Here is a 12,933-nt window from a genome sequence, read left to right as displayed (position 1 = left end):
TTTTTAACGGTATTGAACGGTGTAGCGCGTCGGTTTGTGGTTCATGGCGAGCACGAGGTTGAGCAAAAAAGCGCCGAGAATCGATAAGCCAATGATGTAAGGCGTCACAAAGAAGAACGAAGCGACTAAAATCAGCACATCAATCGCCAACTGAGTTTTACCCACTGAGATGGCGAAACGATCTTGAATCCATAAACAGAGCACGTTGAAACCGCCAAGGCTTGAGCGGTGACGAAATAGGATCAGCATCCCGAGCCCCATCAGCAAGCCACCCGCGAGCGCACAGTAAATCTCATTAATGGTCTCCAGTTTTATCACTAAATAGAGGTGGTCAGCGAAAATGGAGACCAGAGCACCTGAAATGGCACTATTGACCGCAAACCGAGCGCCAAACCGCTGCCAAGCGAGCGCGTAAAATGGCAGGTTCATGGCAAAGTAGAGTGTACCGAATGACCAAGTGCTGAATTGGCTGACCAACAGAGCGAGACCTGTTGTACCGCCAGTGAGTAGCTGAGCGGATTGGAGAAAGAATACCCCTTGAGCGACAAGAAATGTCCCGGTGAGAATCGCGATCCAATCTTCTTTACGTGAGTGTTTTTCCATCAATTTGAAACTTTCATCGGAAATAATGGCGCGCATACTAGTGAAAAAATTAGGTTTTCGGTAGCTTGAGAAGGAAATTTAAGGTAAACCTATGTAATCACTGTTTTACGGGGTGTAAAGGAGAAAATTGACACTCATGATCGACGTTAACTGGGTTGAGCATCGGTGGCTGAGATCTCTGTTTATTGTGCAAGCAGAGTAGGATTCAGACAAAGTGATTGATTAACGTTATGTCGCGTATGAGAATCTTCGTAAAACATTATGAAAAAACTGCATGAGAAAAAGTGTATTTTTCTCTTTATGACCCAGATCAAATTATGTAGAATGCGCGTCATTAACCCGATGCAAACGTTTGCGTCAGCGTAAAAACGTTATTCTCAGGGTCGTAAGTCGGTTTTTTTGCCAATTTAAGTCTTAATCTGAGTCAGGAGATACAGATGCTAAAGCGTGATATGAACATCGCAGATTACGATGCGGAACTGTTCGCAGCTATCCAAGAAGAAACTCTTCGCCAGGAAGAGCACATTGAACTGATTGCTTCAGAAAACTACACCAGCCCACGTGTAATGGAAGCTCAGGGCTCTCAGCTCACCAACAAATATGCAGAAGGCTACCCAGGCAAGCGTTACTACGGTGGTTGTGAGTACGTCGATAAAGCAGAAGCGCTAGCGATTGATCGTGCTTGTCAGCTATTTGGTTGTGAATACGCGAACGTACAGCCTCACTCAGGTTCACAAGCCAACAGTGCAGTTTACATGGCGCTGCTTAACCCAGGCGATACGGTCTTGGGCATGAGCTTGGCACACGGTGGTCACCTAACGCACGGTTCTCCTGTTAACTTCTCTGGTAAGCACTACAACGTCATTCCTTACGGCATTGATGAAGCGGGCCAAATCAACTACGACGAAATGGAAGCGCTAGCACTTGAGCACAAGCCTAAGATGATCATTGGCGGTTTCTCTGCGTACTCTCAAATCGTTGATTGGAAACGCATGCGTGACATCGCAGACAAAGTGGACGCGTACCTATTTGTCGACATGGCGCACGTTGCGGGTCTGATTGCTGCGGGCGAATACCCAACGCCAGTGCCTCACGCGCACGTTGTGACGACCACGACACACAAAACCCTAGCGGGTCCACGCGGTGGCCTTATCCTGTCTAACGCTGGCGAGGAGATGTACAAGAAGCTGAATTCAGCGGTCTTCCCTGGTGGTCAAGGTGGTCCTCTGATGCACGTTATCGCGGGTAAAGCGGTGGCGTTTAAAGAAGCGATGGAGCCTGAATTTAAAGCGTACCAAGGTCGCGTGGTGAAAAATGCCAAAGCGATGGTGGCTCAGTTCCAAGAGCGCGGTTACAAAATCGTGTCTAACGGTACAGAGAACCACCTGTTCTTGGTCGACTTGATTGACAAAGACATCACAGGTAAAGATGCGGATGCGGCACTAGGCGCAGCCAACATCACCGTCAACAAAAACTCAGTTCCGAATGACCCTCGCAGCCCGTTTGTGACCTCGGGTATTCGTGTGGGTACACCAGCGATCACTCGCCGCGGTTTCAGTGAAGAAGATGCGAAAGCGCTCGCGAACTGGATGTGTGACGTACTGGATAACATCGGTAACGAAGAAGTGATTGAAGCGACGAAAGCGAAGGTGCTAGAGATCTGTAAGCGTCTACCTGTTTACGCGTAATCTCACCGTTCGATATCGAGCCTGTTTTGCAGAGCGACGGCTCAGCGAAACAAAGAAAAACGCCCTTTATGTGAATACATAAAGGGCGTTTTTGCGTTTAAGGGTTATTTAGAGATGCTGAGCAGGGTGCCAGATTTACACTTGAAGGAGTAATACTTGCTGCTTTCGCTGAACTTGCCGAGCCCTTCACCGTCGCAGTAATCAATGTTGATGTCGCGCATGGTTTCCAGCGTGTTCTCGCTGTCTAACGCAAATTTAGACCCGTCGGAACAAATAATACGTACACGGCCGTCATCGCTGACTGAATAGAGATCGACTTCGGTATTGCACAGCTCAAAGGAGGCTTCACGAAAGTTATCTTGTTTGGTATTGGAAGCGCAGCCAGAGGTGATTGTGACAACGGCAATCGCGGCCATGCTAAGTGCAGTCAGTTTCATTGTATTCCCTTTGATTCATAATCTTTTCATTAGCTTAGAGAATCTCTCTAAGGCATTCAAGCTTCGGGGTGATTATTTGAGGCAATAAGTTGGACTAATAAAAAGGCTGACCTATCGGCCAGCCTAGATAAATTCGATGGGTTTTACGCTTTGTTAGCTGACTTCAATGCCTTGCGCTTGAAGGTCGGCATGGTAGGAAGAGCGAACAAAAGGACCACACGCTGCGTGAGTAAAGCCAAGCTCTAGAGCGATCTCTTTCAACTCATCAAACTCTGATGGTGGCACGTAACGTTCCACTGGTAAGTGGTGGCGGCTTGGTGCAAGGTACTGACCTAGCGTGAGCATGGTCACGCCGTGCGCACGTAAATCTTTAAGTACTTCGACGATCTCTTCTTTGGTTTCACCCAATCCCATCATCAAGCCTGACTTAGTCGGGACATCTGGATGCTGCTCTTTAAACTTGCGTAGCAGCTCAAGTGACCACTTGTAATTCGCACCCGGGCGCGCTTTACGGTACAGACGTGGCGCGGTTTCAAGGTTATGGTTGAAAACATCGGGTGGATTGTCTTTGAGTAGATCCAGCGCGACATCCATGCGGCCACGGAAATCCGGCACTAAGGTTTCAATACGAATGTGCGGATTGAGTGCGCGAATCTCGCGGTTACAATCGGCAAAGTGCTGAGCACCACCATCACGCAGATCATCGCGATCCACCGAGGTGATCACCACGTATTTGAGTTTCATGTCGGCGATGGTTTTCGCTAATTTTTTCGGTTCTTCGGCTTCTGGCGCGAGAGGTCGACCGTGGGCCACATCGCAGAATGGACAGCGGCGAGTACAAATCGCGCCAAGAATCATAAAGGTGGCGGTGCCGTGGTTAAAACACTCGGCCAGGTTTGGACACGAGGCTTCTTCACAAACGGAGTGCAGGTTGTTTTTGCGCATCGCTGACTTGATGTCTTGAATTCGTTGACTGTCTGAAGGCAGCTTGATCTTCATCCACTCAGGCTTACGCAGGACTTCCTTCTGCTCAGTCGGCATGTTCTTGACAGGGATCAGGGCCATTTTGTCAGCGTCGCGATACTTAACGCCTTTTTCCATTTGAATCGGTTTACTCATGCTTCTCTTTACTTCTCTTTACTTTTTATGGCGTTACTCGTGTGGTGCTAAATTCAACTTGATCATAACCAAGTAAAGTAACGAGCTCTTTTATCAGCGACTCTTCAACGTTAGGGAGAGAGGCCGCTGTGTTTAGCTGACGAACCTGCACCATTTCCATTCCGGCATAGCCACAGGGGTTAATGCGCAGGAAAGGTGACAAATCCATATCGACATTGAGCGCTAGGCCATGAAACGAGCAGCCTTTGCGGATTCGCAGTCCCAACGAACAGATTTTACGTCCGTCGACATACACGCCAGGTGCATCAGGGCGCGCGTTGGATTCAATGTTGTACGCTTTGAGCGTTTGGATAACGAGGTTTTCGATATGTGTGACCAAATCACGCACGCCGAGTTTTTTGCGCCGTAGGTTAATCAGAAAATACGCCACTAACTGACCAGGGCCATGGTAGGTCACTTGCCCGCCACGATCGCTTTGCACCACAGGAATATCACCGGTACTGAGCAAGTGCTCTGCTTTTCCCGCTTGTCCTTGAGTAAACACAGGATTGTGTTCAACCAGCCACACTTCATCTTGGGTGTCGTCGTTTCGGCTGTCAGTGAAGTCATGCATTGCGCGCCAAATCGGCTCGTAATCTTGTCTTCCTAGTCGTCTGACCACCAACTGGTTGTGCATAGCTGTGCCCGTTATCCATTAATAAAGTCGAAAGATTATAAACTGCTTCTGCTAAAGGCACTACAACCTAGCCACACATTTTTAACCTATCAGTTTGGTTAGAATAATTATCTATCTGATATTTAAAAAGAAAGCAGCTTGCGCTGCTTTCAAAAAAATTTTAATAAATCAAAAATAATTACAGAACCATGCGAACAATGTCGATCTCACCCAGTTCTTTGTACAGGGTTTCGACCTGTTCAATTGAGGTGGCGGTGATGTTGACGGAAACCGAGTGGTAGTTGCCTTTGGCGCTCGGTTTCACACTTGGGCTGTAGTCACCAGGAGCATGACGCTGGATGACTTCCAGTACTTTCTCTGGTAGCTCAGGTTTAGCGTGGCCCATGACTTTGTAGGTAAATGAGCAAGGGAACTCGAGTAAATCCTTTAGCTTTGCATCCGAATTAATAGTCAGCATATTGTTACTCCAAACTGGACTGTCGATTTTTGCAGCGGTGCATAGTACTGCGAAAATCATCAAACCTCAACCGAGCCTAATTAACGGCCACGTTAGGCGGTTGGCGTACCGACCGCGGGCACATTAGACTGCAGTGATAAAAATAGAAAAGCCGCCCTTGGCGGCTTTAAGCATGACAGTAGGGTTAGCCTTTATAGGAAGCTTTTAAAAAGCATCACTATGTAGTCCCACATGCGGCTGAACAAACTGCCTTGCTCGACACTTTCCAGTGCCAGCAGTGGGTATTCAGCCACATCTTCGCCTTCAAGTTGATAGTATAGCTTACCAACGACGTCACCCTTGTTAATGGGGGCTTCAAGCTCTTTTTCAAGGACAAAGCTGGCTTTCAGCTCTTTCGCTTGACCACGAGGTAGAGTCACAAAGGTGTCTTGATCGAGACCGAGCTTCACGGTGTCTTTGTCGCCCATCCAAATCTTCTCTTCGACAAAGGTTTCCCCAGCCTGGTGCGGCGCGACGGTTTCAAAGAAGCGGAAACCGTAGCTCAATAGCTTTTTGCTCTCCGATTTGCGCGCATTGGCACTTTGTGTGCCCATCACTACAGCGACAAGTCGCATTTTTCCTTCGGTCGCAGAGCTCACGAGGCTGTAGCCTGCGTTGCTGGTATGGCCGGTTTTAATGCCGTCCACGCTCATACTTTTATCCCACAGCAAGCCGTTTCGGTTGTACTGAGTAATGCCGTTGTAGGTGTAGCTCTTCTCTGAGTAGATGCGGTACTCTTCCGGAACATCACGGATTAGGGCTTGGCCCAATAGCGCCATGTCATACGGTGTGGAGTAGAGATTTGGGTTATCGAGGCCGTGAACGTTAGCGAAATGCGTGTTGTCCATGCCCAGTGAGTTTGCCCAAGCGTTCATCAAGTCTACAAATGCATCCTCAGAACCTGCAATGTGCTCGGCCATCGCGACACAGGCGTCGTTGCCCGATTGAATAATGATGCCACGGTTCAGGTCTTCCACTTTGACTGTGGTGCCGACTTCGATGAACATTTTTGATGACTCAGGGAAGTTCTTCGCCCAGGCGTTTTCGCTGATGGTGACGTCATCATTGAGGTTGATGTTGCCACGTTCAAGTTCTTGACCAATCACATAGCTGGTCATCATCTTGGTCAGGCTTGCCGGTGAAAGCTTGGTATTCATCTCTTTCTCAGCAAGGATTTTGCCTGAATGGTAATCCATCAACACGTAGCCCTTAGCGGCAATTTGCGGCGCGTCAGGCACAACAATCGGCGAGGCAATCGCTGAATTCGCGAGGGTTGCACAAAGTGCAACGGAAGAGACAAAAACAGATTGAGTTAGCGTTGTTTTTTTCATATCAAAGTCAGAATTATTTTTCACTGTCCATATGTTAACAGAAACAATCACTCAAACCAGTGCAAGGACGACCACACACTGGGTTGAGGACTACTGGTTGCGAATAAAGGCGCTGGAGTAACCCAGCTCTTTCACTTGTTCTAATGTTTGCTCTGTGAGCAAGTAGTCTTTAAAAGGACCTAAAAAGACACGGTGAATTTTATCGCCCGAGGTGACGTGGCTTTTCACCGACAGTTTTTGACTCAGATCTTGCGCTAAAGTTCGCACGCGATCTTCATGTTGTGAAGAGGCGACCTGGACAACATAACTGGGCTGACTTTTTTTCTTCAGCTCTGAGTCCGGCTTTTCTGAGGTGATCACTTCGATCTCCACATTGGCCACACCCGTTTTCACCACGTCTAGTTTGACCGCCGCCGCGTAACTGAGGTCGATAATTCGTCCCTGATGAAACGGTCCACGGTCATTGACGCGGACGATGGTGGTTTTGCCATTGTCTAAATTGGTCACTTTGACGTAGCTCGGCAGAGGCAAGGTTTTATGGGCCGCCGTCATTGAGTACATATCGTACACCTCACCATTGGAGGTGAGATGACCATGAAACTTTTTGCCGTACCAAGAGGCTTGTCCCTTTTGCTTAAAGCCTTCGGGCTCTTTGATGATCGAATAACTTTGGCCGCGCAGGGTATAACTTTTATTGCCGCCTAAGCTGTAGGGCTCATATTGCGGGTGTGCATCCTCAATATGGTCGACAGAAATTGGTTTCGATGGCGCGACGTCATCCTCGATGCTGTAGCGTTTGGAGGATGAACAGCCTGCAAGCACCAGGAGCGATGCCAACATGACGAAAATAGGGTGCGTAATGGCCATGATTAGGTTGCCTTTGAAAATGCTTTTCTATGGGTATGGATCGACATCAATATGCCAAAACCCGCCATGAGCGTCACCATCGAGGTGCCACCATAGCTGATTAACGGTAACGGCACGCCAACCACGGGCAAAATGCCACTCACCATACCAATATTGACAAATACATAGACGAAGAAGCTTAAAACGATACTGCCTGCCATCATACGACCAAAGGCGGTTTGGGCTTTACTCGCTAAAAACAGACCTCGACCAATAATAAACAGATAGAGACTGAGCAGTACTAAGATGCCGATCAATCCCCACTCTTCGGCGATCACCGCAAAAATAAAGTCGGTGTGGCGCTCGGGTAAGAACTCTAGCTGAGATTGAGTACCTTGTAACCACCCTTTACCGTTAATTCCGCCTGAGCCGATGGCTATTTTACTTTGGATTATGTGATAGCCAGCGCCAAGTGGATCGGATTCTGGATTGAATAGGGTGCGCACGCGAACTTTCTGATACTCGCGCATGAGGAAAAACCACAAGATCGGTAAAAAACCACCAACGGCGCACAGCGCGGCGAAAATAATGCGCCAACTGATCCCGGCAAGGAAAATCACGAAAATCCCCGATGCTGCGATGAGAATCGAGGTGCCAAGGTCGGGCTGTTTAGCGATCAAAATCGTTGGCACGAACACCATCACCAGTGATGCAACCAAGGTTTGAAAACTCGGTGGCAGGGCGCGTTTACCGATATAGCGGGCCACCATCAGCGGCACCGCCAATTTCAGTAACTCTGAGGGCTGAAAACGCACAAAGCCCAAGTTGAGCCAGCGCTGCGCGCCTTTAGAGGCCTCGCCAAAAAACAGTACGCCAAACAAAAGGATGACGCCACCGATAAACATGACAGGCGCTAAGGCTTCATAGGTTCTGGGCGGCACTTGAGCGAGCAGCAACATCACACCCAGTGACAGCGCCATGCGCATCGCTTGGCGGTCCATCATTGCCAGGTTTTGACCACTGGCGCTGTACATTACCACTAAGCCAAAACCCATTAAGACGAGTAGACCAAGTAGCAAAGGCAGATCGAGGTGAAAGCGCTCAAAGAGCGCCCGGTTTTGACCGGTGGCTGGATTGAAATCCATTATTGTGCCGCCTCCTGTTTTTTCTCAACGAGAACATGATCAAACACGCTACGGACCACAGGTCCCCCTTGTGATGAGCCGCCGCCGGCATTCTCTAGCACTATGGTAACAATCACTTCAGGATCCTCCAGTGGCGCAAAGCCAGTGAATAAGGCATGATCTCGCAGGTGCTCGGCCAGCTCTTCTGCGTTGTACTCTTGATCTTCTGCAAGCCCAAACACCTGCGCGGTACCGGATTTACCCCCACTGACGTACTCTGTGTTGGTAAAGGCGCGTCGCGCGGTGCCTTTCTTACCGTGGTTTACCAAACGCATCCCTTCAATCGACATCTCCCAAAATTTGTCCTTCACGCCGGTGATGGGTGGGTAGGTGTCGATGTCGGCCAGTTGACGTTTTGCAAACTCCTCACCATTGTCAATGGTGGCACGCAATAGGTGCGGGGCGATGACTTTTCCACGGTTAACCAGCACAGACGTCGCCTTGGCAATTTGCATAGGCGTTGCGGTCCAGTAGCCTTGACCGATACCAACAGGAATCGTATCCCCTTGATACCAAGGCACGCGATGCCGTGCCATTTTCCATTCCCTGGTTGGCATGTTCGCTTTGCTCTCTTCGTGAATATCGATGCCGGTATAGTCGCCAAAGCCGAACATCATCATCCATTGAGAGATGCGATCTATACCCATGTCGTAAGCGATTTGGTAGAAGAACGTATCGACGGATTCTTCTATCGATTGCACGATGTTCACGCGGCCATGTCCCCAACGCAACCAGTCACGAAAAGGTTTCGTCTTCGAATTGGGTATCTTCCAGTAGCCAGGATCGTTGCGGGTGGTGTAGGGGGTGACGACACCCTCTTGCAGCGCCGCGACAGCCATAAATGGTTTGATGGTAGATGCTGGCGGGTAGATACCCAGCGTCGCGCGGTTGACCAACGGACGATTCTTATCGGTCAATAGCGCGTTGTAATTTTTGCCTGAAATACCATGCACGAAGGCATTAGGATCGTAACTTGGGCTTGAGACCATAGCGAGCACGCCATTGTCGTGTGGATCAAGCACCACGGCACTGCCACGTCGGTCAGCGAGTAACTCGTGGATGTAGAGCTGCAAGTCGATATCAAGGTTGAGCACGATGTCTTTGCCGGGCTCAGGTGGCACGTATTTCAAAGTACGAATTACGCGCCCACGGCTGTTGACTTCCACCTCTTGGTAGCCGGCAATACCATGCAGTACGTCCTCATAGTAGCGCTCGATGCCGAGTTTACCGATGTCACGAGTGGCTTGGTAATTGGCGTCTTTCTCTTCACGTATCAAACGCTGCATATCACGATCGTTGATTCGAGAGACGTAGCCAATCACGTGAGTGAGCACTTCTCCATAAGGGTAGTGACGTTTGAGCGCCGCGTTCACGGCGACACCAGGAAACTTGTGCTGATGCACGGAAAACTTAGCCACTTGTTCTTGAGTGAGCTGAGTAAGAATCGGCACTGATTTGAAGCGGCGAGTTTGACGACGCTCGCGCTCAAAGCGTTCAATCTGATCGTCTGTGATGGTGACGATGCTTTGTAATCGACTCAGGGTATCTTCCATATCGTCGATTTGCTCTGGGGTGATCTCGAGGCTAAATACTGGGCGGTTTTCTGCCAGCAGCTTGCCGTTTCTGTCATAGATCAAACCACGATTGGGGGCGATCGGCACCACTTTGATGCGGTTGTCGTTAGATCGAGTTTTGTAATCTTGGTATTGATTGATTTGGATGTTGTAGAGGTTACCAACCAGTAGCCCCATCATGACAACAATGCCTAAGAAAGCGACAATAGCACGGCCTTTGAATAGCCGCGCTTCTTCCTGATAATCCCTAATTTGGCTACGCTTTCGCAACATCTATTGGTTATTCTCGATGATATGGGTGGTTGGCGGTAATGCTCCACGCTCGGTACAGGCTTTCTGCCATCACAATGCGTACCAGAGGGTGAGGCAAGGTTAACGCGGACAGTGACCAGCTTTGATCCGCGGCGGCTTTGCACGCAGGGGCTAAGCCTTCTGGGCCACCGATCAAAATCGATACGTCACGACCATCTAACTTCCAACTCTCCAGTTGTTCTGCAAGTTGGGGTGTGTCCCATTTTTTACCAGGAATATCGAGAGTAACAATTCGGCTGCCTTTTGGCACGGCGGCGAGCATGGCTTCGCCCTCTTTTTGCAAAATCCTTGCAATGTCGGCGTTTTTACCTCGTTTTACTGCTGGAATTTCCACCAACTCTAAAGGCATATCGTGAGGGAAACGGCGGCGGTACTCTTGAAATCCCTCTTCTACCCATTTGGGCATTTTGGTGCCGACTGCGATGAGTTGAAGTTTCATCGATCAGCTCCAGAGTTTTTCCAGTTGGTAAAGCTCGCGCTGCTCTTCTTGCATGACGTGAACAATGGTTGAACCCATATCCAGCACCACCCATTCACCTAGATCTTGGCCATCAATACCGAGTGGCACTAGGCCGGCCAGTTTGGACTCTTTTGCAACGTGATCAGCGATGGACGAGACATGACGCTTCGACGTGCCTGTGCAGACAATCATAAAATCGGTAATGCTAGATTTTCCTTGTACGTCGAGCACAGTGATGTTTTGCGCTTTCATGTCGTCGGCTTTGTCGACAAGAAACTCGTTAAGCTGTTCTAGTTGCAAGTGTTGTTCCTCTCTTGTTTGGATGAGCGTATGGCTAGCGGCGATGACAGGGTTCTGCACGGCCTATTCTGTTGGGGCCGAAGTATACCACGCATTTCAAATGTGCACTTGTGGCAAGCAAATTTCCAGACTCAGTTGATGTATTTGTGGCCAAGGGCTCTGCTCATATTGCGTTTTGGCAGTCAGTTCAATCTGGGCCAGCAGTTGCAGGAGGCGCATAAGGCGCGCAGTATCCAACCTTTGCAAAGCGCTAGAATAGAGCGGACGTTTGGAGGACCAAACTTTGTAGCGTTCCAGCACTTGCGCCAATGGCAGGGTTTGCATCAGAGATTTCATCGCCAGTAGTTGCTCAAGCTCTTTTTGAACCGTGCGGACAAGGATCACAGCCTCGACGTCTTCCGCTTCAAGCTGGCGCAAAATACGATCGGCGCGATTGGCCTTGCCTGCCAGCAGGGCATCAATCCAATGAAATGCAGTGAAGTGATTGTGACGGCTCAGCGACTCTTCAAGTCGTACTAAGGTCAGCTTGCCATCGGGGTAGAGCAGAGCAAGTTTCTCTAGGCTTTGCGTCAGAGCGAAGAGGTTTCCCTCGTGCCACTGAGCAAGCATCTTGGTCGCTTCGGCATCCGGCTGCAAGCCTAGGGCGCGGCAGCGAGTTTGGACAAATTGGGGCAATCTGGCTAAATCAGGCGTGACGCAGCTGACCCAGCATCCCTGTTGGTTGAGCGTCTTAAACCACTTGGCGTTTTCTTGGGCTTTGGTCAGTTTGGTGCCGATGATGATCAACAACAGATCGCTGTGAAGAAGCTCGGCAATGGCCAGTAGTTCTTTGGCCATTGCGGCATTGACACCCGACTCTGGAAGTTCCAGCTCGATCACTTGCCGGGCGCTGAATAGGCTCATCGCTTGGCACGCATCATAGACGGGCGCCCAGTCAAAGCGGCTGTCGACCGTATAGCGGTGACGCTCTTCAAAACCCGCTTCACGGGCTTTGGCGTGTATGGCTTGGCGAGACTCTTGAATCAGCAGCGGCTCGCTGCCGAATATCAAAAACAGCGGATCAAGTTGGTGGTTTAGGTGCTGAGCTAACCTATCTGCAAAAATTCTCATGCGCGATAACGAACTCGGGATTACTCAGTGACCGGAGCGGGCGCATCATCGCTGTAAAAGGTCTTGACGCGATATTGCTCTTCTTGCGCTTTGAGTTGTACTTGTTCTTCGTTCTCTAGCTCGATTTCGTTGGCTTCGATATCGGCTTTAAGGCGTGCCATTTGGCGAATGATTTGGGTGGCTGCGAGTTTGCGCATCTCATCTTCGATCATGTCGCGTTCAACCGATTTCGCTAGCGCTGACAGCGGGTTATCCAGGTAGCTACGGGTGACGCTCGTAGAGAAGGTTTTGGTGCCAAGATCGGGCACGGTAACGCGATAGGAGGCACGGAAGGTGAGCTCTTTCTCCGCCGCACGCGTGTTTTGGTAAAGCGAGAGGGTGCGCTCGCCAACGCCTTCACTGATCAGGTGCAAATTGGCGATGTTTTCCGCCGGTGGCACGATCTCGATTTCACTCATGCGTAGCTGCGCTTTCATCATGCGGGTAAAGGTGCTGTATTTGTCGTAACTGGTCAATGACATCTTATCGAGCTCCTCTGGGACCGAGTAATCACCACGTAAGTGGAAACCACAACCAGCAAGAAGCGAGGCAACCAACAGTGCGCTGGTTAGCTTAACGGATGAGATTGAAAATAGACGCATGAGTGAACGGCTCTTTGGTTGAGAATACTAATAGTATGAACGAAAGTGTTATAGACCACAGTGGTTGGATAACTTCGGTGAGCGCTCTGTCAAAAATAAAACGCTCATCGAAGTTAAGCAGGGCACTAGGCCCTGCTTAAGACTCGAACTAATGGG

Annotated in this window: 14 protein-coding genes; 1 reads left to right on the top strand and 13 read right to left on the bottom strand. The window is 49.6% G+C overall.

Going from position 1 to position 12,933, the window contains the following annotated elements:
• Positions 1–3 precede the first annotated feature (3 nt).
• Positions 4–603: a DUF6198 family protein gene (locus AC6R1A_RS10310; RefSeq protein ID WP_487903187.1), complete on the bottom strand. Its 600-nt coding sequence runs from the start codon at positions 601–603 to the stop codon at positions 4–6.
• 437 nt (positions 604–1,040) lie between these two features.
• Here AC6R1A_RS10310 and glyA point away from each other — a divergent pair, with 437 nt between their 5' ends.
• On the top strand, positions 1,041–2,291 hold the full coding sequence (gene glyA / locus AC6R1A_RS10305; RefSeq protein ID WP_487903188.1) for a serine hydroxymethyltransferase: 1,251 nt from the start codon (positions 1,041–1,043) through the stop codon (positions 2,289–2,291).
• 104 nt (positions 2,292–2,395) lie between these two features.
• Here the strand turns inward: glyA and AC6R1A_RS10300 are convergent, their stop codons facing one another.
• The 12 genes from AC6R1A_RS10300 to AC6R1A_RS10245 all read right to left on the bottom strand — a co-directional run bounded on the left by AC6R1A_RS10300 (position 2,396) and on the right by AC6R1A_RS10245 (position 12,777).
• The gene (locus AC6R1A_RS10300; protein WP_487903210.1) at positions 2,396–2,707 is read right to left on the bottom strand and encodes a hypothetical protein; all 312 of its coding nucleotides are present in this window, start codon (positions 2,705–2,707) and stop codon (positions 2,396–2,398) included.
• A gap of 174 nt (positions 2,708–2,881) precedes the next feature.
• Complete coding sequence (lipA, locus tag AC6R1A_RS10295; RefSeq protein ID WP_334555136.1) at positions 2,882–3,847, bottom strand: lipoyl synthase; 966 nt, start codon at positions 3,845–3,847, stop codon at positions 2,882–2,884.
• 25 nt (positions 3,848–3,872) lie between these two features.
• Positions 3,873–4,523: a lipoyl(octanoyl) transferase LipB gene (gene lipB / locus AC6R1A_RS10290; RefSeq protein WP_500633905.1), complete on the bottom strand. Its 651-nt coding sequence runs from the start codon at positions 4,521–4,523 to the stop codon at positions 3,873–3,875.
• A 178-nt stretch (positions 4,524–4,701) separates the two neighbouring features.
• Complete coding sequence (gene ybeD / locus AC6R1A_RS10285; protein ID WP_334555138.1) at positions 4,702–4,980, bottom strand: DUF493 family protein YbeD; 279 nt, start codon at positions 4,978–4,980, stop codon at positions 4,702–4,704.
• A 191-nt stretch (positions 4,981–5,171) separates the two neighbouring features.
• Entirely contained in the window at positions 5,172–6,350 is a 1,179-nt protein-coding gene (locus AC6R1A_RS10280) for a serine hydrolase (RefSeq protein WP_500626577.1), read from the bottom strand.
• Between the two features lie 90 nt (positions 6,351–6,440).
• Entirely contained in the window at positions 6,441–7,217 is a 777-nt protein-coding gene (locus tag AC6R1A_RS10275) for a septal ring lytic transglycosylase RlpA family protein (RefSeq protein WP_334555140.1), read from the bottom strand.
• A gap of 2 nt (positions 7,218–7,219) precedes the next feature.
• On the bottom strand, positions 7,220–8,341 hold the full coding sequence (rodA, locus tag AC6R1A_RS10270) for a rod shape-determining protein RodA (RefSeq protein ID WP_500630692.1): 1,122 nt from the start codon (positions 8,339–8,341) through the stop codon (positions 7,220–7,222).
• Positions 8,341–10,227, bottom strand: coding sequence for a penicillin-binding protein 2 (gene mrdA / locus AC6R1A_RS10265; RefSeq protein ID WP_500633904.1), 1,887 nt, complete (start codon positions 10,225–10,227; stop codon positions 8,341–8,343). Before mrdA ends, rodA begins: the two co-directional genes overlap by 1 nt.
• 7 nt (positions 10,228–10,234) lie before the next feature.
• Positions 10,235–10,705, bottom strand: coding sequence for a 23S rRNA (pseudouridine(1915)-N(3))-methyltransferase RlmH (rlmH, locus tag AC6R1A_RS10260; RefSeq protein WP_500633903.1), 471 nt, complete (start codon positions 10,703–10,705; stop codon positions 10,235–10,237).
• A gap of 3 nt (positions 10,706–10,708) precedes the next feature.
• Positions 10,709–11,026 (bottom strand): ribosome silencing factor, encoded by a 318-nt coding sequence (gene rsfS / locus AC6R1A_RS10255; RefSeq protein WP_334555144.1) that lies wholly within the window; start codon positions 11,024–11,026, stop codon positions 10,709–10,711.
• Between the two features lie 96 nt (positions 11,027–11,122).
• A complete protein-coding gene (gene holA, locus AC6R1A_RS10250) occupies positions 11,123–12,136 on the bottom strand; it encodes a DNA polymerase III subunit delta (protein ID WP_487903192.1) in 1,014 nt (337 codons plus the stop codon).
• A gap of 20 nt (positions 12,137–12,156) precedes the next feature.
• Entirely contained in the window at positions 12,157–12,777 is a 621-nt protein-coding gene (locus AC6R1A_RS10245; protein WP_334555146.1) for an LPS-assembly lipoprotein LptE, read from the bottom strand.
• Between the last annotated feature and the right edge of the window lie 156 nt (positions 12,778–12,933).

It is taken from the genome of Vibrio sp. R10-SG3-ISO3 (genome assembly GCF_059834225.1).
The sequence above is the reverse complement of the archived record's forward strand: the minus strand, read 5'-3'. Positions and strand labels throughout refer to the sequence as shown.

What these genes read in the sequence shown, in the direction of transcription:
- AC6R1A_RS10280 (WP_500626577.1), bottom strand. Translation starts at nt 6,350, where the DNA reads ATGAAAAAAACAACGCTAACTCAATCTGTTTTTGTCTCTTCCGTTGCA.
- AC6R1A_RS10245 (WP_334555146.1), bottom strand. Translation starts at nt 12,777, where the DNA reads ATGCGTCTATTTTCAATCTCATCCGTTAAGCTAACCAGCGCACTGTTG.
- ybeD (WP_334555138.1), bottom strand. Translation starts at nt 4,980, where the DNA reads ATGCTGACTATTAATTCGGATGCAAAGCTAAAGGATTTACTCGAGTTC.
- AC6R1A_RS10310 (WP_487903187.1), bottom strand. Translation starts at nt 603, where the DNA reads ATGGAAAAACACTCACGTAAAGAAGATTGGATCGCGATTCTCACCGGG.
- rlmH (WP_500633903.1), bottom strand. Translation starts at nt 10,705, where the DNA reads ATGAAACTTCAACTCATCGCAGTCGGCACCAAAATGCCCAAATGGGTA.
- lipB (WP_500633905.1), bottom strand. Translation starts at nt 4,523, where the DNA reads ATGCACAACCAGTTGGTGGTCAGACGACTAGGAAGACAAGATTACGAG.
- glyA (WP_487903188.1), top strand. Translation starts at nt 1,041, where the DNA reads ATGCTAAAGCGTGATATGAACATCGCAGATTACGATGCGGAACTGTTC.
- AC6R1A_RS10300 (WP_487903210.1), bottom strand. Translation starts at nt 2,707, where the DNA reads ATGGCCGCGATTGCCGTTGTCACAATCACCTCTGGCTGCGCTTCCAAT.
- holA (WP_487903192.1), bottom strand. Translation starts at nt 12,136, where the DNA reads ATGAGAATTTTTGCAGATAGGTTAGCTCAGCACCTAAACCACCAACTT.
- mrdA (WP_500633904.1), bottom strand. Translation starts at nt 10,227, where the DNA reads ATGTTGCGAAAGCGTAGCCAAATTAGGGATTATCAGGAAGAAGCGCGG.
- rodA (WP_500630692.1), bottom strand. Translation starts at nt 8,341, where the DNA reads ATGGATTTCAATCCAGCCACCGGTCAAAACCGGGCGCTCTTTGAGCGC.
- AC6R1A_RS10275 (WP_334555140.1), bottom strand. Translation starts at nt 7,217, where the DNA reads ATGGCCATTACGCACCCTATTTTCGTCATGTTGGCATCGCTCCTGGTG.
- lipA (WP_334555136.1), bottom strand. Translation starts at nt 3,847, where the DNA reads ATGAGTAAACCGATTCAAATGGAAAAAGGCGTTAAGTATCGCGACGCT.